Raw genomic sequence first — 22,382 nt, forward strand, 5'->3', positions numbered from 1 at the left:
ATGTTTTTTGCTATTTTTGAAAAGCGGGATCGAGAATTTGAATGTCGGCATTTTTCTTCAAATCATCCACCCAACTGTTAATTTGACTTTTATCGGCTCCCGGTTTTGCCTTTTCATACGTTTTGTTGGCCAGCAGTAGCATGTACATCTGCTCCTTCATCTGCTGCTCGGTCATACCGCGCATCTTCAGGAACTCCGAGAAGTTGCCGCCAAGCTGCGCTTTGATCGAGTCGACCTCCTTGATTACCTCCTCGTCGGTTACAGTCACCCCTTGTCTTTTCGCTTCCTGTTTGACAAGCGTGTCGGAGATGATGTTGTCGAGGACCCTTTTGCCATACAGATTTTTCAGTTCTGATGTCAATTGTTCCTCGGTGATCACCGTTCCGTTTACCTTGGCGGCAGCTGTCTCTTTGTGCATCAACGGCGACATGTGCAGCAGCACCAGGGCGATAATCAAAATGGCCAAAGCAAGAATAGACAGATCGAATTTTTTCATGAGTACCTCCGATGTTTACTTCTTGTCCGCGTCTGCAAACAGGATCAATTATACACGGAAAATGTGTAATTTGTATGTAATCTATGCTATCCGACAACAAAACAAGCCATTCCCGAGAAGGTTCGGGAATGGCATCTTCTCATACAGACAGCGATCAACGGCTGGCCGCGGGAGCTTCCAATTTGTACAAGCCGGAAGCGAGCAATTCATCCAGAAACTCGTTAAATTGCGGGATGTTCAGCTGCTGTTTGGCGTCGGACAGGGCCACGTCCGGATCAGGATGGACTTCCACCATCACACCGTCAGCGCCTACGGCAAACCCTGCTTTGGCCGTCGGCAAGAGCAGATCGCGGCGTCCGGTCGAGTGAGTCACATCGACGAACACGGGCAAGTGGGTCTCCTGCTTCAACAGCGGCACAGCGGAAATGTCCAGCGTATTGCGGGTCGCCTTTTCGTACGTGCGAATCCCCCGCTCGCAAAGCATGACCTGCTGATTTCCTTCGGAGAGGATGTACTCTGCCGCGTAAATGAACTCTTCGATCGTGGCCGACAATCCCCGTTTCAACAGGACAGGGTGGTTGATCCGGCCTACTGCTTTGAGCAGTTCGAAGTTTTGCATGTTGCGTGCGCCAATTTGAATGACGTCGATGTACTGTGTCGCCATCTCGACATCGGCAGGAGTGACGATCTCACTGATGGTGACCAGATTGAATTCTTCGCCGATGCGCTTTAAAATTTCCAATCCTTCGACGCCGAGACCCTGGAAGTCGTATGGCGAAGTGCGGGGCTTGTAGGCGCCGCCGCGAATGACGCGCAGACCGCGCTTCACATGGTTTTCGGCAACGGCCCGCACCTGCTCGTAGCTCTCCACGGAGCACGGTCCGGCGATCAGGATCGGGGCTTTTCCGCCGAATTCCACACCTTTCACGGACAAAACAGTATCTTCCATTTTTTTCTTGCGGCTGACCAGAAGCACTTTCTTGTTGTCATCCTTTTGCAAATCAAGGGAAGCTTTGAAAATTTGTTTAAACAGGTGACGAATGGTATCGTCGCTGAACGGGCCGTCGTTGTTTTCTACGAGCAGATTCAGCATCTGCCTCTCCCGTTCGGGATCAAAGCGGTTAATCCCCTGTTTTAGCTTCTCCTTGCCAATCTCCTGCACCAATTCGGCGCGCTTGTTGATCAACCCCAGGATCTGCAGGTTGATTTCGTCCAGCTGTTGCCGCAGCAAATCTACTTCCTTGCTCATGTGTCTCTCCACCTCTCCATCGCAATATTCCTATTGTACAATAAGTACGGGAAAAAGTTAGGGTTTATTATAAGGGATGTTAACTCGTTTGTCAGTATTTTAGCGCCAAAAAGCGCGAAAGTGTTTGTAAAGAAATATAAACCGCTTTCATTTTGGTCGAATCTTCCCGCTTCTCCATGAAATAGGTTTCATTTCAAGAGAAATATGTCTAATATTAATTAGAAGAGATAGTACAGGCACGTCCTGTAAAAGGAGAGTCGAAAGGGTTGTCAAATGAAGCAGTTGCCGCACAAGAGAAAATATTTGCTTTGGATATTGGCACCCGCAGCGTCGTCGGCCTGATCGTAGAAGTGTCCGGGGAACAGTTTCGCGTCCTCGATTACGCCATTCAAGAGCACACAGAACGATCGATGCTGGACGGTCAGATTCACGATGTCCCCGCCGTCGCCAGGGTGATTGAACAGATAAAAGTCCAACTGGAGGAAAAACACGGGCCGCTGCAGCAGGTGGCGATCGCCGCCGCCGGGCGAACACTGCGGACGCGCCGCCTCCGCGTCGACCGAGAGGTTCACAGACATACCTTGCTGACCAAAGATGATGCCGTCATGCTGGAATTTACCGCTGTACAGGAAGCGCAAAAGTCGCTGGCGCAAGAGCTGAACGAATCGGATGCGACCCGCTACTACTGCGTCGGTTACAGCGTGGTCAACTACTTTCTGGACGGCGAGCCGATCGGAAGCCTGATCGACCAGCGCGGTGAGATCGCCAGCGTCGAGGTGATCGCCACCTTTCTCCCGCGAATCGTCGTCGACTCGCTGTTCGCTGCGCTGAAGCGCTGCGATCTGGAAATGCAGGCGCTGACCCTGGAGCCGATCGCCGCCATTAACGTCTTGATCCCCCCTACCATGCGGCGCCTGAACATTGCCCTGGTGGACATCGGCGCCGGCACATCGGACGTTGCGCTGACGGCGGAAGGAGCGATTACCGCATACGGAATGGTCCCGGTCGCCGGCGACGAGATCACCGACGCCTTGATGAACGCCTTCCTGCTCGACTTTCCCGTCGCCGAATCAGTCAAGCGGCAGCTCACGTCCGGCGATAAGGTGCAGTTTCAAGACATACTCGGGATCGAGCACAGCTTGACGGGAGACGAAGTCGTCTCCGCCATCGAGAATGACGTCGATCAGCTGGCGGGGAAGATCGCGGAGAAAATCATCGAGCTCAACGGCAAAGCCCCGCAAGCAGTCATGCTGATCGGCGGCGGCAGCCTCACCCCGCTGCTGCCGGAAAAAGTGGCGGCCCGCCTGCGCCTGCCCGCTGCCCGCGTCGCCGTGCGCGGCGCCGATGCGCTTCGCCAGTACATCGGAGAACTGGACGAGCTGTCTGGCCCGGAATTTGTCACACCGGTCGGCATTGCCGTCGCGGCGCGGCGCCACCCGCTGAAGTATATCACTGTTACCGTAAACGAAAACACCCTGCGCATTTTCGACCTGCGGACCATGACCGTCGGCGACGCGCTTATCACGCTGGGAATGGACATCAAGCGCCTGTACGGTCGGCCTGGCCTGGCCATGACGCTAACCGTAAACGGACGGATGCGCATCATCCCGGGCGGACACGGCACGGCGCCGCAGATTACGTTAAACGGTCGGCCCGCCGGCATAGACGAGCCACTCGCAAACGGCGACGTGATCACCGTCGTGCCGGGGGAGGACGGCAAAGAGGCGAAAGCCGCTGTCGTCGATCTGGTGGAAGAAGTGGACACGCTCGATTTCTTCTACAATGGAGAACCCGTTTCCCTCGGCCCGCTGGCATTTGTCGGCGGACAGCAGGTCCCCCTCGATACTCCGCTTAACGATCGCGACCAGGTCGAGATTCGGCTGCCTCGGACCATACGGGAGGTCTCACGGGAAATCGGATTGGCATTGCCGACAGGCCAGACCGCAAAGCACGAGATCCAATTCAGCATTAACGGACAGTCCCACACGATCAGCGACCATCTGAGCCAACTGCTGCTGGACGGCAGGCCGGTCTCCCCTGATGACCGCATCAAGTCTGGCGATTCGCTGGTGTACCGCGATGAACCGCTGCCGATTCCCTCGATCCGGGACTTGATTTCACCGGAAGATTGGGCGCAGGAAGAAATCAGAGTCAGATTTAACGGCCAACCGGTTGCGATCAAGACGAGTCTGCTCACCGTCATGATGGATGGAGAGACGGTGTCGCTTGATGAGAAGGTCCGGCATGGCGCAATCATTTTGGTCAAGGTAACGCCCGGCCCCGCCCCTGTCTTCAGCGATGTGTTTCGCTATGTAAATGTCTCCCTGGAAGCGAAGGAAGGGGAAGGAAGGACAAAACTCTGCACCTTGATCAACGGCAGTCCCGCCTCCTTTCAATCGCCGATTGTCAGCGGCGACGAGCTGGAGCTCTACTGGGAATAGAACAAAAAAGTTGTCCGCTCGAAACTGGCAATCGAGTGGACAACTTTTTCTTTGACCAATGGGGGCCTTCGTCAGCTGTATGTTACGCCCCGACGGCTTCGCTAATCGCCTGTTGGGTAATTTTCCAGTGGGAAGTGTGCCACTTGACAACGCCGTCTTCCAAGAGGAAAATCTGCGGTGACTCGTGTTTGATCCCGTAACGGTCGGCCACCTCGTTGGACACGGGGCGGTCTTCCCGGACCAAGATAATCGCCGCCGGTATGTCCGATTGCTTGACGTACGACTGAAATTCATCAAACGCAGCCGTGCTGATCGGACAGACTGTGCTGTGTTTGAACAGCAGGCGCTTCCCTTGTTGGCTCACAAATTGATCTAATTCCTCGATGAAATGCAGATAGCCGGTTTCTTCCATAACCTGTTTCCCCTTCCTCGGTAAACTGATGCAATACCTGTATTATAGGCAAATTTTACGGTTTAAGCCAGCGGACAAGACAGCTGGCGGCCAACGAAAGGCTCTGTTTTGTGGAATTTATTGGTTATGTAATGGCAATTAAACATTTCCATATATTTTTGTTAAGCGCTTCCTGATATCATTCATCCACTGTTGGTCGCCTAGTGACTGCGCCAGGAGGAACAGGTCCAAAAGATCGTTGATCCGCTGCTCCATCAACCGGGTGACATCTACTTCTTCTGTTTGGTCTGCAATGCTTACCAGAAGATGGGATAATTCAGAAACCTCGTCAAATCCGATATCCTGCCGTATCGGCGACTGTCCCAGGTCATTCATCAATTTTTTCAGATCCTCTTTGATCGCTTCAACCACCTGTGAGTTGGTGCAGTTCGCCGACGTACAGATGTGAACCGGTACATTGCGAATCCTGACCCGGTTGCGATACATGACGCTGCGAAGCATCAGAGACATTTCCCCTCCGCAACGGCTGCATTTCTTCGACATGTCAATCCCCTCTCTGCCAAATCAATCTCTGTTCTACCCTTTTTGTATTTCGGTCGAGGCCTTCGGAATCCTTGTGGTACTTGGTGGGTGCAGTTCCAAGAAAAAACGTCCGACGAAAACATCGGACGTCATTCCTGCGAAGCTGGAAAACGGCTCATTACGTGTAGACCGCATTTACCTTTTCACAGCGGGGACAGACAGCCACTTTGCCCGCGTGCCCCTGTTCGTCTTCCACGCGATAACCGGTGATCCGGTCGGAAAAACAGAAGAGGCACTCTGTGTTAAAGTCCATGTCGTACTGCGCTTTCCAAACGATGGATTTAAATCCTTCGCCCACGCTGATTTCTATGGAGAGGCTGTTTTCTGCCTCCGAAAGGGAAGGCGTCCTTCTCATGCAATTTCATCCTTTCCTCTTGCATACTCAACTCATTTTGTATCCTTTAGCTTTTCCTTGTTTTCTGAATAATAAACCTTTGTCCTTTAAAAAAATGGAAGCGAAAAAGGATGCGAAAATGGGCATATGCCGTGCCGTTCTTTTGCCCAGACCCATATCTTATGGGTGTAAGGCCAGAGAAATCACTTAAGGAGGATGACTGCACGTATGAGTAGCATGTTTAAAGGGAGCTTCTTTGAAGAGTTCGATATCGTTTTGGTTCTGTTCATTCTGCTGGTTATCATCGGTCAGTCCGAGAATTAATGTTGGTTGAACGGCAAAAAAGCTACTCGCGTCGAGTAGCTTTTTACCGTTTTCCGCAAGTCCGCACGTCAGATCAAATCGATGACCGGAATGGCTTCCGGCAATTGTTTTTGGCAGCCAATCCGTCTCCCTCCGGCGCGAACCAGCGAGTAGTATTCATAATTGCCGATCACGCCGAAGTCGCCTTGCATTACGCCCGGATAGGCGCGATCCACCGAGTACACCTGACTCTTGTGGGCCTGCAGCGCCCGGCCCTTGCACTCGCGGTAGGCGGCAATGTCTACTTTGCCGGTAATCGGGAATGCTTCCTTGGGGCCGTCATCCCGGCAGTAGTCGTAATAGTTCGGAATGGACACGTAATAGAGCGCCAGTTTGATCCCGGATGCTTCTTCTGCCAGAATCACCGCCTGCTCTGTCGCCTTGGAGATGGTGATGTGATCCGGGTGCCTCGTCACCCCGTCAGGAGGAAACGTAATCACTGCGTCCGGCCCCGCTTCGGATATCGTCGCAGCAATTCGCCGAGCCATCTGTCCCGTGTCCAGTTCCTGCAAGCTTCCATCCGGATACCGGTAAAAATAGAGACGGTTGACGCCCAAAATATCGCAGGCTGCGCGCAGTTCCTGTTCCCGGTGGCTTGCCAGTTCCTCGCGCGACGACAGGTCAAACCCGCCAGTCCTGCCTTTGCAGCCAGAAGTGGCGCAGATCAGGAATACTTCATGCCCTTGGGCGCGGTACTTGGCCATCGTCCCTGCACTGGCAAACGATTCATCATCCGGATGGGCAAATACAAACAACAGCTTTTTCCCCAATTTCGTTCACCTCACTACGGTTTATGAGCCTTCCGCTCCTTCTCCTTTCAAATAGGCATGTCCCATCGCAATCATGCCGTAAATCGGTTCGCGCTTTGCCTTGTCCACCTGGACAAACGGAGCGTATTCCGTGATCCTGTCGATCAGCCTCTGCCGGACATAGCTGTCGTTTTGCAGTACCCCGCCTTGCAAAACCAGCTTAAACCGCCGATTTTGCAGCTGAAGCCTGCCGGCCACGGCACTTACCGCGAGGAACAGTTCATCGCCGGCACAGGTCAAAATGCTCCTGGCCGCGTGATCACCCGCGAAGGCAGCCATGGTGACAAGGCGGGACAGCTCTGCGACTTTCCGGGCGGAGTATTCACTGCTGTAGATCCAAATAAACAAAGCCTCTACATCAGGCAATCCCAGATGGGGCAAAATCCACTCCCCCAGCCGCGTCCACACTCCCCGGCCATCATGCGCCTTCAAGACAGCGGCAATCGCCTGCTTGCCAATCCAGTATCCGCTTCCTTCATCGCCGATGCGGTGACCCCACCCACCGGCTCGTACGGAGCGGCCGTGCTCGTCGATGCCGTATACGATCGAACCGGTGCCGGCGATCGCGAGAATGCCGGGGCCGGCTTCGACCGCGCCGAGCAGGGCAGCAAAGCCGTCGTTTTCCACGATGAGATGATTGACTTGAATATGTAAACGCTGCAACACTTCTTCCACGATGCTGCGGACCTTTTTCCGGTCGTGTTCTGTATCCAGTCCGGCCAGGCCGAAAACGGCGCATTCCACCTCGATGCCAGAGCCGGTCGACAAATCGGAATAATTACGCTTTGTTCCCGCATCCTCCATCGCCGCCCGGATCGCCTGTACCAGCTCTCTCGCGGCCGCTTCCTTGCCGATCCCCTGATAGTTGCAGGAACCTGCCCTTCCCTGGCCTACGATGACGTCCTGTTCATCGACGAATACGGCGAGGCATTTGGTTCCGCCCCCATCCACTGCGAGCAGAGGGATCTTTCTGTCACTCATCTACCTTTCACTCCATCCTGCTAACACGTCGTCAAGATGCTGCAAGGCACAGCGGCATTTCTCCCGCGCCGCTTGCAGCCACTGCCTGCTGTCCGCCAACTGGGCCTGCCGAAGCCGGATCACCCGCGTAATCTCACTCGGGCTGGGACCTCCGGGAAGGGAACGAATCGCGACGAAGTGAACCGGGTCAAGCGATTTTTTCAGTGTCTCCTCATCCAGCAGCAGATTCCGGCCAATGATCTCCCCGGCAGCTTCGTTGACCAGGGCCAACGTCACCTGATCAGCCCGCAGTCCCTTGGCTAGCGCTTTTTTTACCACCGAACTGACGATCTGATGGGCTTTGCGAAAGGAGAGACCCCCCGTTCCTACCAATGTGTCGGCCAGCTCCGTGACGGTTGCAAAGCTGCCGAGAGCCCGTTCGCGCAGTACTTTCCTGTCGACTTCGAGCGTGCCGATTACGGTAGCCAGCAAGCGGTAAATCCTGTCCATCTGGTCCAGTCCCTTCCAGGCGTACGGCTGCATGTCGTCTTCCGTATCTACAATATCACCGAACGGCGTATTGTGCAGCATCGTCAATACCGTATGGGCATTCCCGGCACAGCTCGACAAGAGGGCTCGGATGTGTTCCAACGAGACTGGATTGCGCTTTTGCGGCATGATCGAACTGATTTGCACATATGGATTGGCCACTTTCAGCGCAGCAAATTCCTGCGTGCACCAGAGCAGCAAATCTTGTACCACCCGTCCGAGATTGACCGCGGCCAGCTGGATGGCCGAAGCGATTTCCCCAATGTAGTCCGCCCCTGCGATCGCGTCGTAGGAATTCTCGATCATCTCGTCAAACCCCAGCAAATCCATCATTCTTTCCCTGCTGATGGCAAAGCCGGTCGTGGTAAGAGCCGCCGCTCCCATGCTGCTGCGGTTGCAATTCCCGTAAGCGGCCTGCATGCGGCGAATATCTCTGAAGAGCGAATCCACCGCCGCCATGACGTAATGGGCAAGGGTAGTGGGCTGGGCCTGCTGCGTGTGGGTATAGCCAATCATCAGCGTATCGACGTGTTCCTCTGCGAAAGACAGCAGGTGTTCCTGCAAATACAGAGCCGAGGCCAGCACCGTCAGCAATTTCTCCCGCAGCACCATGCGGTAGATCGCGATCCCCATGTCGTTGCGGCTTCTCGCCAAATGAAGATTCCCGGCGATATCTCCCGCCGCCTGCAGCAGCCCCTGCTCTACCTGAAAGAACAAATCCTCAAATTCTCCTGTGTAGACACCGCTCTTTACACTCTCCAAATCCAGCTCACGCAGCGCCTTGGCGAGCTGCACCGCCTCGTCTTTGGCGACCAGGTTCTGCTCACACAGCATGATCAAATGAGCCTTGTTGATCGCCATCATCGGCCCGAGCAACTGCTGTTTCGCTTCGTTATAGGCCGGTTCCAACACGGTTTCGACATACGTTTTCCCCGGAAAAACTGCTCCTTCGCTGTCAAACAATCGTTGACGGTAATCCATGCGGTCCTTCCTTTCCCGTTGCTGATTCTCTGTACGGGACAGGCACGATGGCGGCGCCTCCTCCTCTGTCACAAGCACATGGGAAGCGCCGCCGCCCGCGCCAGTCTCCGTTTCTCTTCCTCTTTGCGGTCTACTGTTTCAGGCTGACCATGTTGACAAACATCCGGATCGCCCCCGGCACCATGCTGGGGATTTCACGGTACCAGACCAGCGAACTGTAGGTGTACGTTCCCCTGCCGTAGGGAGCTGTCAAGAAGGTGCCGGCAAATTCGTCCTCGCCGGGATCGCCGGTCGAGATCAGGGCTGTGTACTCCCGGCCCCACTCTGCAGGGTTGTATGCCGCCCGGTCCTGAATCCAGTTGTCCCAATCCGCCTCGGTAATCTTGTTGGGCTGGTTAAAGATCTTGTGATCCGGGGCCAGCATCGTCACTTTGGAATTTTCGTCGGTGACCCGCCATTCGATCAGCGGCTCGCCGATCTTGATCGGGTAAGGCGCCAGAGAAGGCGACCATTTGTCTTCCGGCTTGTGGTACTGCACCACCAGATTGCCGCCGTTTTTCACGTAGTCGAGCAGGCGCTGGTTGCTGGGGATCAGCTCCGGCCGAAAGGCGTAAGCGCGGATGCCCAGCACAATCGTGTCGTATTGGGAGAGATCGCCAAACTGGATGTCTTTTTCCTCCAGATTGACGACGTTAAGGCCCACTTCGCGCAGGTATTGGTCGATGTTGTCAAAGCCGCTGGAGACGTAGCCAATCTTGATGTTCTCTGGCAGCTTCAAGTCGAATGCCTGGATATCAACCTTGGCCGGCTGAATGTAGTAGGTCTTGCCGATGTGCGGATAGGAAATCACCTGCACGTTCTCTGTGCTTTGTCCTTGCGCGCCTTTTGCCACCGCTTGAATCTCGTACTTGCCGTTGGCCACCTGGGAACCTGCCGTAACGGTAAAGGACAGCGATTTCGTCTCTCCTTTGGACGAAAACTGCAGCTGCTTCGACGCGGGTTCTGCCTTCCAGCCGTTCGGCACGGCAAGGGAAATCGTCGCCTGAGACGCGCCGGGCGCGTAGTTGCGAACGCTCACTTTCACGGGAATCGGCTGATCGGGTTTGAGCGTGTTGAGAATCGTCGCATTCGGACTCAGGTTCATGGCGTACGGCGGCAGGACGCCAACGGCATTCTCCGGCGTCGCGTGCACGGCAGCCGAAGTGCCAAAGGCTTCATACGTGACATCGGCGCTGACAATCGACGGTTCGTACGGGTGAAACTTCTCCGCGTTGGCCGGCACGTTAACCTCGTAGGTGACGGAAGCCGTCTGACTGTTCTTCAGTTGTTCAAACGACTCCGGACCTGTGGCCCTGGCTGTCCAGCCTGCGGGAAAATTCAACTTGACCTTGAGCTTTTTCAGCTCTACCGCTCCGCCGTTGTACGCTGTGACAGTGATCCTGGTTGCTTGACCGGCGACCAGCTCGCCCGTGTCCGGCTTCACCTTGACGACCAGCGAAGCTGCCTCTGCGCTCGCCCGATCCAGCTGTCCCGCTTTCACCTGCAGACGGTGCAGCAGGTCTGTCTTGAGCGCATCGTCAAGCTGGGACTTGTTCACGTCATTGATCGCGGCCGTGACGTCCGCTTTCATGGCGTGTACCTGGCGCGCCACCTCGGCAAATTTCGGGTAGGCCGCCATCACCTCGTCGGCGTCCTCCTGCAGCTTGCGCAGATCTTTGGCGACATTGTGGTCCTGGCCCTTGGCTTTGGTCTCGACCTCCTGCGCCAGGTCGTGAAACGTGTAGGCGATGCCGTCAAACAGGCTGGCCTCTTTCTCCTTTGCTTTCACCACCGATTCCGCCAGTTTGTAATAGGCGTTTTTCGGTCCGTCATCGTACTGGCGCCCCATTCCCTGGCTCTTGTGCATGAAGCGGGACTCTTCGCCGAGCTGCACATACGAGGCGCCGTACACCTCATCGTAATTGCCGACCGGGACTGCGACAGTATAATCCTTTTCGCTGGCCGGCAGGTACAGCTTTTTCACCTGCCAGGGGTGCAGCCCTGCTTTCAGCTGTTCGGGGAACACATGGGGATCGGCCGCATCTTTATAGGCGCGGACGGTAATGATGCTGATCGCCCGATGGTGCCCGTGCGTCGACGGCTCGTTCAGGAAGGCAGGGATCAACACATCGGGCCGCTGCTCGCGAATGCTCTTGATCAGCCGTTCGTAGACGACCTCTTCTCCCCACTTTTCCAGTGTTTCGTCCGGGCTCTTGGAAAAGCCGAAATCGTAGATCGGGTCGTTCAGCTCCTGGCTCAGCAGCCCCAAGTGGACGTTGGTGATTTTGGAGGCCTCCTGCAATTCACGGGTGCGGATAATCCCCAGCGCGTTGCCAAGCTCGCTGCCAATCTCGTTTTGTCCGCCTTCCCCGCGATTGGCGATGATACTCGCTGTGTCTACTCCCCGCCCCAGCGAAAGGTAGGCAAGGGTGGCGCTGTGCTCGTCATCCGGATGTGCACCGGTGTTCATCGCGCTGGCAATGGTTGTAAGCGGCTTGATCGCCTTCCACAGATCAACGACTCCACGGTCTGCCAAAGCCGGCGGTGCAGCGGCGGGAAACAACAGGCCGCCTGCTATCGCCAGACTGCTGACAAGTGAAAGAGATGTTGAAATCCAGCTTCCTCGCTTCAAATCAGTCCCTCCATTCACAAAGTGTTTTCCTGCTTCCAGCTGTAAGCACGGCCAGAGCAAGTCTTTGGCCCTCTATCATCACGCGGACGCTGCCGCGAAATGAACCGCACTACACCGCTGTCCCCGCCTGATCCCCTGTAAATTTGCGGGTGATGAACAGCACGATGATGATCAGCATCACCTGCAGCACGCCATAGGCGCAAGCCGTGCCGAATTCGAACGCGTACATGCGCTGGAAAATTTCCACGGAAATCGGTGTCGTCCTGGGCGTAAACAGCAGGATGGAAGCGACGAATTCGCCGATCCCCTGCACCAGCGCCAGCAGCGTTCCGGCGAGAATCCCGCCCAGCGCCATCGGAAAGACGACACGCCGGAAGCTGTACCACCAGGTTGCCCCCAAATTGCGGGCCGCTTCCTCGACCGAGCTGTCCATCTGCATCAGCGCAGCCGAGGTGGAGCGGAATACCAGCGGCAGGTGGCGCACAAAGTAGGCGAGCGGCAGGATCCAGAACGAGCCGACGAGGATCTGGTTCAAACTGAAAATCGTCTCCTGGTTGAACGCCGCGATCAGGTTGATCCCCACCACGGTGCCGGGCAGCGCCCACGGCAGCATGATCAGGACGTCCAGCAAAGTCTTTCCTTTAAACTTCAGCCGGACCATCGCATAAGCGGCCGCCACCCCGAAAATGATGTTGCCAAGGGTAGCGATCAGGCTCATCTCAAAGCTGTTGGCGATCGGCCGCCACGTCTTGCCGTCCGTGAACAATTCCACGTAGTGGCTGACCGTGTACTTGGGCGGAAGGATTTGCACCGTCCACGTCCCGTCCTCGGAAAAAGAGATCAGCACCAAGACGAGAATCGGCAGCAGCAGGATCACGACCCCGATGAAGGAGAGAACCATCGAGACGTACTTGCCCAAAACGCTCTTTACCTCGGTCCGGTGGACGCCGACCCCTTTGCTCAGATTCTGATAGTTGCGGACGCCTTGGTACCAGCGCATCAGAATCAGGAATAAAATGGAAACGATCGACAAGATCGTCGACTGCGTTGCCGCCATGTCCAGGCTGCCGTTTGTGCGCGACAGGTAGATTTGCATCGTCATCGTCCGGTCGATGCCGAAAATGAGCGGCGCCGTATAAGATGCCATCGAGATCATGAAGACCAGGAGGGACGAGGCGACGATCGCCGGGGTCAGCATCGGCAGGATGACGCGGCGCCAGATGTACAGCCTGCCTGCGCCGAGGCTGGCTGCGGCCTCTTCGAGAGACGGGTCCAATCCTTTTATTGCCGCAGAAGCTGTCATGTAAAAATAGGTGTACATGGTAAAAGTGTGAACGACGACGACTCCCCAAATCCCTTTCAGCGAAAACGGAACCTGCTCCAGGTGAAGCAAGGCTTTTAACGCCCGCGGGATAATCCCGCTCTCTCCGTAGAGAAACGTAAACGACAGCACGCCGATCAGCGGCGGCAGGGCCATCGGCACCATCGCCAGCACCGAGAGGATTTTTCGGCCGGGAAATTCGTACCGCTCCAGCAAGAAAGCCATGCCGACGCCGACGATGCCGCAGCAGATGACGCTGAGGACAGATATGTAGAAGCTGGTCCAGAGCGCTTCCAGGTTGGCGGTGTGTTCCAGGCTGAAGAACCTGGCGTAATTGGCTAACGAAAGCTGACCGTCGATCTTGACGCTTTCCAAGAAGGTCTGGTACATCGGATAGATGACGTATGCCAGCAAGACCAAAAACAGCGGCGCCACCAGGATATAGACGAAGTAACGGGAGGACGAAAGCGAAAACCGGCGGCTGACAGGGGCGGCGGTCGGTCTAAGTTCTGCTTTCATCGGTCCACCTCTCCCTTACCCCACAAAGTAGACGCCCTCTTTCGGGATGTAAAAGTGAATTTCCTCGCCGCGCTGTCTGACCCGCCGCCCTTCGTTGACAAACATCGCCTTTAACTGGCGGGACCCTACCTCTGTGACGTAGTTGACGCTGACGCCGGTAAACTCCGACAAGGCCACTTTTCCCGCGAGCACATTGTGATCCGGCTGTCCCTCGCTCCCGATCAGGCGAACCGATTCCGGACGGATCGAAGCGGTTACCGCCGCTCCCGCTGTCAATCCGCATCCGGGCGAGCAGTTTTTGCGCAAACCGCGGAGCACGACATCCCCGGCAAAGCGAACCGCCACTTCCTCCCTGTCTACACTCTCGACGATTCCGTCCCACAGGTTGGTCTCGCCGATGAACGAAGCGACAAAGCGGTTTACCGGCCGGTTGTAGATCTCCTCCGGACTGCCGATCTGCTGTACGACGCCCTCCTGCATGACCATGATCCGATCTGACATGGCCATCGCCTCCGCCTGATCGTGGGTGACGTAGATCGTCGTGATGCCCAGTTCCAGTTGGAGCCGCTTGATTTCCAGTCTCGTCTCTTCACGCAGTTTGGCGTCCAGGTTGGACAGCGGTTCGTCCAGCAGCAGAATCCGGGGCTCGATGACCAGCGCCCTGGCCAGTGCCACCCGCTGCTGCTGTCCACCGGAAAGCTGATCGATCCGCCGGCTGCCAAGCCCTTGCAAATGGACTTGTTCTTGCGCCCGCTCCACCTTTTCAATGATCTCCGCTTTCGGCTTTTTCCGCACCTGCAGGCCGAAAGCGATATTCTCAAATACGGTCAAATGGGGAAACAGCGCGTAATTTTGAAAGACCATGCTCGTGTTCCGCTTGTTGGGAGGCAGGGTGGTCACATCCTGACTCCCAAAGCGGATGAGTCCGGCACTCGGGTAGTAAAAACCTGCGATCATGCGCAGCGTTGTCGTCTTGCCGCAGCCGCTCGGTCCGAGAAAGGTAAAAAATTCTCCCGGCCTGATCTGGATGTGGACATCTTCAACCCCGGTAACGCTGCCAAATCTTTTGCTCACGTGGTCTAAAGTTACATCAATCAAGGGGCTACCTCCTAACGTGCGGGGCGGAGATCAACTCCGCCCAATTACTACATGATTACTTGGCTCCTTTGCCTTTTATGTTCTCGTCCCAATACTCCATCCACTCTTTTTCTTTCTTGGCCATCACCGCCCAGTCGAGGTCCAGCGGCTTCAATTCTACGCCCTGGAGCCAAGCGGGCAGTTTGTCTTTGCTGATATCGGTCCGCGTTGGAATCTGGAAGAGCTTCTCCGAAAATTCCACAACCTGGTTTTCCTCAAATAAAAACTCGTAAAATTTCTTCGCGGCATCCAGGTTTTTGGCCCCTTTGACGATCCCGACGCCATCGACCAGTATCGGCGCGCCGCTCGCCGGATATATGTAGTCAACGGTTGGTTTTTCTGTTCTTTTTGAATCATGAACTTCTCTGCAGGTGCACCGCCGCATGCCGTCAGCAGCAGAAACAACGAACTAACGAGCAAACCGCTCAGCCATTTTGCAGATTTCCTCATTTTGAATTGCCCCCTTTTTTTCCGAAGATTATGTCACTTGCTTTGGAAACGGTTCCAAAACGCTGAATACGGCGCCGACCAATCCCGCCTGCTCCCCCAATGTGGCGAAGGTGATTTGCGGTACAACGGGCACCCACTGACGGAGCAGCTCCTCCATCCGGTTCTTCCCGGCTTTGCCGATGTGGATCATCTCGCCGCTCAAGACGAGCAGCTCCGGATCGAGCACACTCACCAGGTTGGCCATGCCCAGCGCCCAATGCTGGTACACATCCTCCAGCAGTTGACGTGCAGCCGCGTTTGTCCCTGCAGCTTGCACCAACTGCTTGACGACGCTGACCGCCGGATCAGTCTCCGGCAAGATCGCCATCGCTTTGTCCATGACCCCGGGGACAGCGTAATTTTGCTCAAAGGCGCCATATCCCCCGGGAGAACACTTGCGGACGGGGCCGATCATCATGTACCCGATTTCACCTGCCGCCTCGGTGCTGCCCCGGTAAAACTGGCCGTCGATGACAATTCCCGCACCGATCCCGGTCCCCACGTACATGTAGACCAGATTGGACACACCTTTGCCGACACCCCGGTAGTACTCGCCCAGCGTCATCATATTGACGTCGTTGTCGATGGTGACCGGGACCCCCAGGCGGGCCTCCATTTCCTGCTGCACGGGCAGTCCCATCCATCCGGTACTGGGAGCGTAGCTGACGGTGCCGTTCCGCTTTCGCGTGATCCCCGGCAGCCCCAGGCCCATTCCCAATAACCTGTCTTTTTCAAACCCGGTCTCGGCGAGCAGCGCAGCAAGGCCCGCTTCCAGGCTTTGCGTCGCCGTCTCCCCGTCTGTCGGCTGCACCAGCCGGGTGTGGTAACGGGCCAGCAGATCGCCGTGCAGGTCAGCGATCGCCATATGCAGCATGCTTCCTTCAAATACGGCGCCAACCACCAATTGAGCCTGTGAATTGTACTCCAGCAAAATCGGTCTGCGCCCGCCTTTCGACTCGCCAACCCCCACTTCGTGGATCAGCCCTTCCTGAATCAGTTCATCTACCAGCGCAGAGACACAAGGGCGGCTCAACTCGGTATGCTTCGCCAAATCCGCCCGTGACATCTGGCCTCGCTTTTTCAGTTGGTACAGGATACCCTGCCTGTTGATTTGCTTAACGAACTTGGCATTACCGGTTCGACCGCGGCCTAGCAAAAATTTTTCACCACCTTTATTAGTTAAAATGACTAACAAAGTTCTTGCTCCGAATTATAAGAAAGGAATAATTATCCAGTCAATATTTTCTTAATATTTTGTCTCTTGCTGTCAGGTTCCGCTATAATAAACGGTAAGAACCGCATTGTGGAGGTCATGAAATGGTCAACAACCCGTTTGCAAGGTTGTTCCGAAAAAAATGGGAACTCGTCTACTCGACTCAGAATCTGCAGACGTACGCGGAGATTGCCGGCAGGCTAAGGAATCACGGCATCCGGGTAAAAACAGAGTCATTTAGCGGAGGCGGCGGCCAGGGGGGCGGATACGGCATTGCCACGACGTACCACATCTACGTGCCCGCCCAGGATGTCCATCAGGCGCACACCGTGGTGCATCACGCCGGATCGTGAGGATTTTTGGAACTTTTTAACGGGCTTCTGCGTATACTGATAGTACCGGATCCTGTTATTTACAGCGCGTTTCGTCATTGGAACTACTCCATCGATGGGTAGTTCTTTTTTTCTCTGGACGAAGGCCTTGATAAAAATATTTTTATCTACAGCTTCCTCCTGCTATTCGTTTTTTCCCGGCTTTTGTGTACAATATGAACGTAATAACCATGAAATGGAGGGACAGTCGATGAAAGATCCACGCCTTGATCAGCTGGCAGGCAATCTGGTCAACTACTCGACCCGTGTGCAGCCGGGTGAAAACGTTCTGATTTATGCCATCGGCCAGGTGCCAGAACTGGTCCGAGCGGTGATCCGCAAGGTGTACGAAGCGGGCGGCCATCCGTACGTACAGCTGATCGACCAGACGATCAACCGCGAGCTGATGTTGGGCTTGAAAGAGGAACAATTGGCGGTCATGCGGGAAGCAGACGTCAGCTTCATGAAAAAAATGGACTGTTACATAGGGATTCGCAGCGGCGACAACATCAATGAACTCTCCGATGTGCCTGACGAAAAAATGAGCATGTACAACCGGCTGTTCCAGCGCCCCGTGCTCGACGTGCGGGTGCCGGAAACCAAGTGGGTCATCCTCCGCTATCCCAACGCTTCCATGGCCCAGTTGGCCAACATGAGCACGGATGCGTTCGAGGACTTTTACTTCAAGGTCTGCAACCTCGACTACAGCAAGATGTCGAAAGCGATGGACAACCTGGTGGCTCTCATGGAAAAGACGGACAAGGTGCGCATTACCGGTCCGGGCACCGACCTTGCCTTCTCGATCAAGGGGATTCCGGCGATCAAGTGCGCCGGCAGCAACAACATCCCGGACGGCGAAGTATTTACCGCACCGGTGAAGGATTCGGTCAACGGCGTGATCTCCTACAATACGCCTTCGCCTTACAACGGCTTTACGTACGACAACGTCAAGCTGACCTTCCGGGATGGAAAAATTATCGAAGCGACTGCCAACGACACCGAGAAGATCAACAAAGTGTTTGACACCGACGAAGGCGCCCGTTACGTCGGCGAGTTTGCCATCGGGGTCAACCCGTTTATCCAGAATCCGATGAAGGACATCCTCTTCGACGAAAAGATCGACGGCAGCTTCCACTTCACCCCGGGGCAGTGCTACGACGAAGCGCCGAACGGCAACAAATCGTCCATTCACTGGGATCTGGTCTGCATCCAGCGTCCGGAGTGGGGCGGCGGCGAAATCTACTTCGACGACCGGCTGATCCGCAAGGACGGACGTTTTGTCGTGCCGGAGCTGGAATCGCTCAACCCGGAAAACCTCAAATAAACCGTCAGACGAAGTGAAGGGCAGGTCGGCATCCGATCTGCCCGCTTTCATTCCGCTTCACACCGCTGCCGGCTTTCTCTGCTGCCGCCGCAAATACATCTGCTGCCCCTGCCAGTAGAACAGGATCGCTGCCAGGGCGACTGCACCCATGGCCAAAAACATCGCACTCCCCCCATAGGCGGCAAGGATCAACCCGCCAAGCCAGGGCCCGAGGAAATTGCCCAGCTCGGCGAACGTCTGCGCTCCGTAGTACGTTCCCCGCATCCCCTCGGGAGCGATCTCGTCCAGCATGATGTATTCCGCCGGCACGACCAGGATCTCCCCCAGCGTAAATACCACCATGGAGACGATCAGCCAAGCGGCGCTCTGCGACAGGGCAAAGCCCATCTCCCCTGCGGCAAACAAGACACTTCCCCAACATATGCTGAGCAGATAACTTCGCCCCTCCGCCCATTTCGACAGCGGATACTGCAGCAGGATGACGGCGAGCGAGTTGACGCTCATCAGCACGGCAAACAGCTTGATCCCGTCGTGGAAGTTGGCTTTGACATACTGGGAGAGCGTGACGGACATCTGGCCGTGCACGGTCATCGTCAGCACCCCGCCCAGGATAAAGAGCAGCAGAACGCGATCGCCGCGCACCGTTTTCCAGGCCCAAGGCAGCGTCAGCCGCTCCAGCGGCTCCGCCTCTGCGCCCGTCGGCTCGTCTATCCCGGCAGCCAACCGGTAGACGACACATGTGAACAGCAGATACGCCACTCCCGTCATGACAAACGGCAGAGGGCTGCCTGACAGGCCGAGAAACCCTCCGACGAGCGGGCCGACGGCAAACCCGACATTCCCCGACCAGTAGCGCAGCGAAAAGAGGCGAAACCGCTTTTCCGGCGGGGTCAGATCGCTCATCAGCGCCTTGGAGACGGGAGCGAAGCAGGCTGCGGCGACAACCGGCCAGCGGTCCGGCACCGATGATCAGGCCGATCACGGCGGGGGTCAGCCCGGCCCGGTCGCTCAAGTAAATCGCCAAAAAAGGCATCGTCATCGCCTTTGCCAGCGTAACGAAAGCATTTCCGATCAACAGAGTCAAGACGAGCGGATGGTACCCGGCACACCGCTGGCGCATTTTCCTCATCTCCATCAGCCGCGCGGCCCGCTGTGAAAAAAGCCGAGCAGCCGCTCAGGCAGTTCCGCCAACGCCGTTTCCCGCAGGCTGTAATGCTGCAGCGTATCGCCATGGAAGTGTGAGCGGATCAATCCGGCAAAGCGAAGCGCCAGGAGATGGTGATGGACGGTGCTTTTGGCCAGGCCGGTCAACTGCAGCACGTCGCTGAAGCTACGCGGTTTGTCGGCGAGCAGCCGGAGAATGCGCAGACGGCTTTCGTCCGCCAGGCAGCGCGTCACCAGCAGCAGCTCGCGAGGCGGCTCCCCTGCCGAAGACGGAGGAGTCACGGGATACAGACATGTGCTGACACCGCGGAAAGAGTCGAGGACATTGGCCGGTGAACAGTGGAACTGTGGGACGAGGAACACCTTTTTTAATCCGTCGACTGGCTCCAGCCGCAGGCCGTTGGAAATCAGCTCGACCGCCTCGATTGGGTCCAGCCCTCGGATGAGTTTTCGCTTCTCCTCCCCATCTGCGGCAAGGTTGGCAAGCACGCCCGGGTCCAGGCGGGAAAAGTACTGTTCGTTCCACTCGGAAAGCAGGTGAACCGTTCGGTCGCGAATGTCGCCCAGGTCGCCGGGCAGAGATTCCACCCACGGCGCCAGCCGCTCGTACAGCTCTCCCGGAGGCAGCTGTTCCAACCACCGCAAAAACTGCTGCGGCGTCCGCTCGCCCGGGCACTGCCAGAGCAGCAAGCTCATCCGATGCAGCACTTCCAGGCCCTGGTCGTCCAATTCGGCTGCCAACCTGCCGCTCAATTGCGCTCTCGTCTCCCGAACCCATTCACTCCCCAGGTAAAGGGTTTTATGCAGGCCCCGCCGAACGTACGCATACAAGCTGACCACCAATTCATACGCCGGGGCAAAATCGATCTCCACCGTATACGGCATTTTGTTCGACCTCTATCGAAATATATTTATGAATCGATAGTAATAGAACTATTCCGAAAAATCAACACTTCTTCCGCATGTACTTCCCGCAGGCGCTGGTACATATTTGGGCGTTCCTTCGCTGGCCTTGTGCCATACATTGATATATACCTAGTTGCGAGGGGATGAATACGTGAAGCGAAAGAAATTATCGACCCTTGTCAATCATGTGTACCCGGCAAACAGCAGCCTGCATCCGTTGAATTTTTTTGTCCCGCTGGTAGAACAGGTAAAGAATGGTGTCGTGTCAATCGTTACAGCCGGAAAAACCAGTTCGTCCGACCTGAAGCGCCTCATCCACGAATTCTTGGGGGATGAATTGGAGGATGTGACGCAGCGCAATTTCGGTTCCGGATTTATCTTCCATCCCAAAGGGTATATCCTGACCAGTGAACACGTCGTAGCGAACAGTGAAACGATATTGGTAAAGCTGTGCGATGGCCGTGTCTTTCAAGCAAAGCCTGTCTACACGAATCAAACAAGGGATTATGCAGTCTTGAAAATAAACGCCGGCCCTCGGATTCAACCCCTTCCCTTGGGCAGCTCCGCCGAGACGAGAGTAGGAGAATGGGTGCTGAGCATCGGTGCTCCTATGGGTCTGGAAAACTCCGTCACAGCGGAGTGCACATGATCAGAGCAAAGCGGCCGGAACTGTTGCTATCTTTTTGCCGATTCGCTTTTCGGGAGCAATCGGGCGGCCAGCCTGTAAAACTCCTCCACTTCTTCCCGGGTTGGCTGTTTCGTCGGCGAAACGATGCGGATTTCACCGTATTTTCCCGCAAGCACCTTGAGGACGCGCCTTTGTTCCACGAGCTTCCCCTCCCGCCGTTTTCCCCCCACTTTATGATCTCCGCACTCGTCCTATGCGGGCGGTGCCGCACCAAATTCCCGGATCATTTATACATTAACAAGTAGGAGTTGTTCGAGAAAGAACAGAGAGGATGTTGGATACATGGGGAAGCCTCATATCGGGATCCTGACTTACCGCAACGGTCATCGGTTTCAAGAGCCCGGATATTTTCGCCGGCTTATTTCCGAAGGACAAAAACTTGGCGCAACCGTCTTTTTGTTCTCCCACGAAGACGCCTTTGAGCAGAAACGGATGATTCGCGGCTTTTACCCCTCGGCAAAAGGCGGCTGGGAAAACAAGCTGTTTCCGTGGCCGGATGTGGTCATTGACCGCTGCCGCAAAGGGTCGCCGGGCTATCGCCAATTTCGTAAAAAAAAGCTGTTCCTCTACGCCAACAACACGTACACCAACAAATGGAATGCGACGCGGCTCTTTATGCAAGACGATGCCGTGCAGCGCTGGATGCCGCACACCGTGGCCTATTCGCCGGAGCATCTCAAGGAAATGCTGAAGAAATACCGCCTGCTCTACATCAAGCCGGGCAATGGGACAGGCGGCCGCAGTATTCTGAAGCTGACCCGCACTGTCGAGGGATACACCGTGCTTGGCCGGGATAACAGGCTGGTCAAGAAAACAGCCCGTTTTCAAACCCTTCCGCCGCTGATTCGATGGTTGAATCGGTGGGTGAAAACCGAGCGGATCAGGGAAGGCAACTTTATGATTCAACAAGGTCTCGACCTTTCACTCGTTCCAGGCCGCGCTACCGACACCCGCCTGCTCATCCAAAAAAACGAGTTGGGCGAATGGGACATCACTGGACTTGGAATCCGCATCGGCGGAAAAAACAGCTCCACTTCCAACCTGCACGGCGGCGGCAAAGCCGTCCCCTTCGAGAGCTTTATGGTCCAGCGCTTCGGTCCGGAAAAAACCAAGTCCATCCTCTTGGAATGCCGCGAGCTGGCCCGACAAGTCGTCCAGACGATCGAACGCCACTTTGGCCCGATGATGGAATTCGGCTTGGATATCGGCATTGACGTAAACGGTCGCATCTGGCTGATCGAGGTCAATCCCAAGCCCGGCCGGGAAATTTTTAAGCGGATAGGCCGAATGGACCTGTACCGCCGTTCGATTCAACGTCCTCTCCTGTACGCCCTGTACCTTTTGCAAGCGTCCAAACGCCCCCCGCTGAACCGGGAAAACGCCGGATGACAAAGACGTTCGAG

Annotated in this window: 21 protein-coding genes and 1 pseudogene; 6 read left to right on the forward strand and 16 right to left on the reverse strand. The window is 55.8% G+C overall.

Annotated features, from left to right (window positions below; all coding sequences use genetic code 11):
- Positions 1-10: 10 nt before the first annotated feature.
- Both HGBM_RS15750 and HGBM_RS15755 read right to left on the reverse strand, forming a co-directional pair.
- Entirely contained in the window at positions 11-496 is a 486-nt protein-coding gene (locus HGBM_RS15750; RefSeq protein ID WP_019122052.1) for a SurA N-terminal domain-containing protein, read from the reverse strand.
- A gap of 154 nt (positions 497-650) precedes the next feature.
- Positions 651-1,745 carry a bifunctional 3-deoxy-7-phosphoheptulonate synthase/chorismate mutase gene (locus HGBM_RS15755; protein WP_019122053.1) on the reverse strand — a complete coding sequence of 365 codons (1,095 nt, stop codon included), beginning with the start codon at positions 1,743-1,745 and terminating at the stop codon, positions 651-653.
- Between the two features lie 266 nt (positions 1,746-2,011).
- Here HGBM_RS15755 and HGBM_RS15760 point away from each other — a divergent pair, with 266 nt between their 5' ends.
- Positions 2,012-4,186, forward strand: a complete 2,175-nt coding sequence (locus HGBM_RS15760; RefSeq protein ID WP_019122054.1) for a cell division FtsA domain-containing protein — start codon at positions 2,012-2,014, stop codon at positions 4,184-4,186.
- A gap of 82 nt (positions 4,187-4,268) precedes the next feature.
- Here the strand turns inward: HGBM_RS15760 and ytxJ are convergent, their stop codons facing one another.
- The 3 genes from ytxJ to HGBM_RS15775 form a co-directional block, all read right to left on the reverse strand.
- Positions 4,269-4,598, reverse strand: coding sequence for a bacillithiol system redox-active protein YtxJ (gene ytxJ / locus HGBM_RS15765; RefSeq protein ID WP_019122055.1), 330 nt, complete (start codon positions 4,596-4,598; stop codon positions 4,269-4,271).
- A 138-nt stretch (positions 4,599-4,736) separates the two neighbouring features.
- The gene (locus HGBM_RS15770; protein WP_245552999.1) at positions 4,737-5,108 is read right to left on the reverse strand and encodes a hypothetical protein; all 372 of its coding nucleotides are present in this window, start codon (positions 5,106-5,108) and stop codon (positions 4,737-4,739) included.
- A gap of 190 nt (positions 5,109-5,298) precedes the next feature.
- A complete protein-coding gene (locus tag HGBM_RS15775; protein ID WP_019122057.1) occupies positions 5,299-5,535 on the reverse strand; it encodes a hypothetical protein in 237 nt (78 codons plus the stop codon).
- A gap of 207 nt (positions 5,536-5,742) precedes the next feature.
- Here HGBM_RS15775 and HGBM_RS29690 point away from each other — a divergent pair, with 207 nt between their 5' ends.
- On the forward strand, positions 5,743-5,838 hold the full coding sequence (locus HGBM_RS29690) for a YjcZ family sporulation protein (RefSeq protein WP_019122058.1): 96 nt from the start codon (positions 5,743-5,745) through the stop codon (positions 5,836-5,838).
- Between the two features lie 68 nt (positions 5,839-5,906).
- On the opposite strand, the gene HGBM_RS15785 is transcribed toward HGBM_RS29690, so the two are convergent.
- The 8 genes and pseudogenes from HGBM_RS15785 to HGBM_RS15820 all read right to left on the reverse strand — a co-directional run bounded on the left by HGBM_RS15785 (position 5,907) and on the right by HGBM_RS15820 (position 16,469).
- Positions 5,907-6,647: a PIG-L deacetylase family protein gene (locus HGBM_RS15785; RefSeq protein WP_019122059.1), complete on the reverse strand. Its 741-nt coding sequence runs from the start codon at positions 6,645-6,647 to the stop codon at positions 5,907-5,909.
- A 21-nt stretch (positions 6,648-6,668) separates the two neighbouring features.
- Complete coding sequence (locus HGBM_RS15790; protein WP_019122060.1) at positions 6,669-7,667, reverse strand: N-acetylglucosamine kinase; 999 nt, start codon at positions 7,665-7,667, stop codon at positions 6,669-6,671.
- The gene (argH, locus tag HGBM_RS15795) at positions 7,668-9,176 is read right to left on the reverse strand and encodes an argininosuccinate lyase (protein WP_019122061.1); all 1,509 of its coding nucleotides are present in this window, start codon (positions 9,174-9,176) and stop codon (positions 7,668-7,670) included.
- Between the two features lie 130 nt (positions 9,177-9,306).
- Entirely contained in the window at positions 9,307-11,847 is a 2,541-nt protein-coding gene (locus tag HGBM_RS15800; RefSeq protein ID WP_019122062.1) for an NEW3 domain-containing protein, read from the reverse strand.
- Positions 11,848-11,956: 109 nt separating this feature from the next.
- On the reverse strand, positions 11,957-13,687 hold the full coding sequence (locus HGBM_RS15805) for an ABC transporter permease (RefSeq protein ID WP_019122063.1): 1,731 nt from the start codon (positions 13,685-13,687) through the stop codon (positions 11,957-11,959).
- 15 nt (positions 13,688-13,702) lie between these two features.
- A complete protein-coding gene (locus HGBM_RS15810; protein WP_019122064.1) occupies positions 13,703-14,785 on the reverse strand; it encodes an ABC transporter ATP-binding protein in 1,083 nt (360 codons plus the stop codon).
- A 55-nt stretch (positions 14,786-14,840) separates the two neighbouring features.
- Positions 14,841-15,190 (reverse strand): annotated as a pseudogene (locus tag HGBM_RS15815) (extracellular solute-binding protein); the annotation flags it as partial.
- Positions 15,191-15,302: 112 nt separating this feature from the next.
- Positions 15,303-16,469 (reverse strand): ROK family transcriptional regulator, encoded by a 1,167-nt coding sequence (locus tag HGBM_RS15820; protein ID WP_019122066.1) that lies wholly within the window; start codon positions 16,467-16,469, stop codon positions 15,303-15,305.
- 161 nt (positions 16,470-16,630) lie between these two features.
- Here HGBM_RS15820 and HGBM_RS15825 point away from each other — a divergent pair, with 161 nt between their 5' ends.
- Positions 16,631-16,879, forward strand: coding sequence for a hypothetical protein (locus tag HGBM_RS15825; protein WP_019122067.1), 249 nt, complete (start codon positions 16,631-16,633; stop codon positions 16,877-16,879).
- Between the two features lie 229 nt (positions 16,880-17,108).
- A complete protein-coding gene (locus HGBM_RS15830; protein WP_019122068.1) occupies positions 17,109-18,221 on the forward strand; it encodes an aminopeptidase in 1,113 nt (370 codons plus the stop codon).
- Positions 18,222-18,278: 57 nt separating this feature from the next.
- On the opposite strand, the gene HGBM_RS27660 is transcribed toward HGBM_RS15830, so the two are convergent.
- Positions 18,279-19,184, reverse strand: a complete 906-nt coding sequence (locus HGBM_RS27660; protein WP_019122069.1) for an MFS transporter — start codon at positions 19,182-19,184, stop codon at positions 18,279-18,281.
- Between the two features lie 171 nt (positions 19,185-19,355).
- A complete protein-coding gene (locus tag HGBM_RS15840; RefSeq protein WP_019122070.1) occupies positions 19,356-20,270 on the reverse strand; it encodes an ArsR/SmtB family transcription factor in 915 nt (304 codons plus the stop codon).
- 172 nt (positions 20,271-20,442) lie between these two features.
- Here HGBM_RS15840 and HGBM_RS27665 point away from each other — a divergent pair, with 172 nt between their 5' ends.
- Complete coding sequence (locus HGBM_RS27665) at positions 20,443-20,940, forward strand: trypsin-like peptidase domain-containing protein (protein WP_019122071.1); 498 nt, start codon at positions 20,443-20,445, stop codon at positions 20,938-20,940.
- A gap of 26 nt (positions 20,941-20,966) precedes the next feature.
- Here the strand turns inward: HGBM_RS27665 and HGBM_RS15850 are convergent, their stop codons facing one another.
- Positions 20,967-21,119, reverse strand: coding sequence for a hypothetical protein (locus tag HGBM_RS15850; RefSeq protein WP_154653329.1), 153 nt, complete (start codon positions 21,117-21,119; stop codon positions 20,967-20,969).
- A 142-nt stretch (positions 21,120-21,261) separates the two neighbouring features.
- On the opposite strand from HGBM_RS15850, the gene HGBM_RS15855 reads away from it, so the two are divergent.
- The gene (locus tag HGBM_RS15855) at positions 21,262-22,368 is read left to right on the forward strand and encodes a YheC/YheD family endospore coat-associated protein (protein WP_019122073.1); all 1,107 of its coding nucleotides are present in this window, start codon (positions 21,262-21,264) and stop codon (positions 22,366-22,368) included.
- Positions 22,369-22,382 lie beyond the last annotated feature (14 nt).

Origin of the sequence: Brevibacillus massiliensis (assembly GCF_000311785.1) — a bacterium.
Taxonomy (GTDB): Bacteria; Bacillota; Bacilli; order Brevibacillales; family Brevibacillaceae; genus Brevibacillus_C; species Brevibacillus_C massiliensis.

What these genes read in the sequence shown, in the direction of transcription:
- HGBM_RS15750 (WP_019122052.1), bottom strand. Translation starts at nt 496, where the DNA reads ATGAAAAAATTCGATCTGTCTATTCTTGCTTTGGCCATTTTGATTATC.
- HGBM_RS15755 (WP_019122053.1), bottom strand. Translation starts at nt 1,745, where the DNA reads ATGAGCAAGGAAGTAGATTTGCTGCGGCAACAGCTGGACGAAATCAAC.
- ytxJ (WP_019122055.1), bottom strand. Translation starts at nt 4,598, where the DNA reads ATGGAAGAAACCGGCTATCTGCATTTCATCGAGGAATTAGATCAATTT.
- HGBM_RS15770 (WP_245552999.1), bottom strand. Translation starts at nt 5,108, where the DNA reads ATGTCTCTGATGCTTCGCAGCGTCATGTATCGCAACCGGGTCAGGATT.
- HGBM_RS15775 (WP_019122057.1), bottom strand. Translation starts at nt 5,535, where the DNA reads ATGAGAAGGACGCCTTCCCTTTCGGAGGCAGAAAACAGCCTCTCCATA.
- HGBM_RS29690 (WP_019122058.1), top strand. Translation starts at nt 5,743, where the DNA reads ATGAGTAGCATGTTTAAAGGGAGCTTCTTTGAAGAGTTCGATATCGTT.
- HGBM_RS15790 (WP_019122060.1), bottom strand. Translation starts at nt 7,667, where the DNA reads ATGAGTGACAGAAAGATCCCTCTGCTCGCAGTGGATGGGGGCGGAACC.
- argH (WP_019122061.1), bottom strand. Translation starts at nt 9,176, where the DNA reads ATGGATTACCGTCAACGATTGTTTGACAGCGAAGGAGCAGTTTTTCCG.
- HGBM_RS15805 (WP_019122063.1), bottom strand. Translation starts at nt 13,687, where the DNA reads ATGAAAGCAGAACTTAGACCGACCGCCGCCCCTGTCAGCCGCCGGTTT.
- HGBM_RS15825 (WP_019122067.1), top strand. Translation starts at nt 16,631, where the DNA reads ATGGTCAACAACCCGTTTGCAAGGTTGTTCCGAAAAAAATGGGAACTC.
- HGBM_RS15830 (WP_019122068.1), top strand. Translation starts at nt 17,109, where the DNA reads ATGAAAGATCCACGCCTTGATCAGCTGGCAGGCAATCTGGTCAACTAC.
- HGBM_RS15840 (WP_019122070.1), bottom strand. Translation starts at nt 20,270, where the DNA reads ATGCCGTATACGGTGGAGATCGATTTTGCCCCGGCGTATGAATTGGTG.
- HGBM_RS15855 (WP_019122073.1), top strand. Translation starts at nt 21,262, where the DNA reads ATGGGGAAGCCTCATATCGGGATCCTGACTTACCGCAACGGTCATCGG.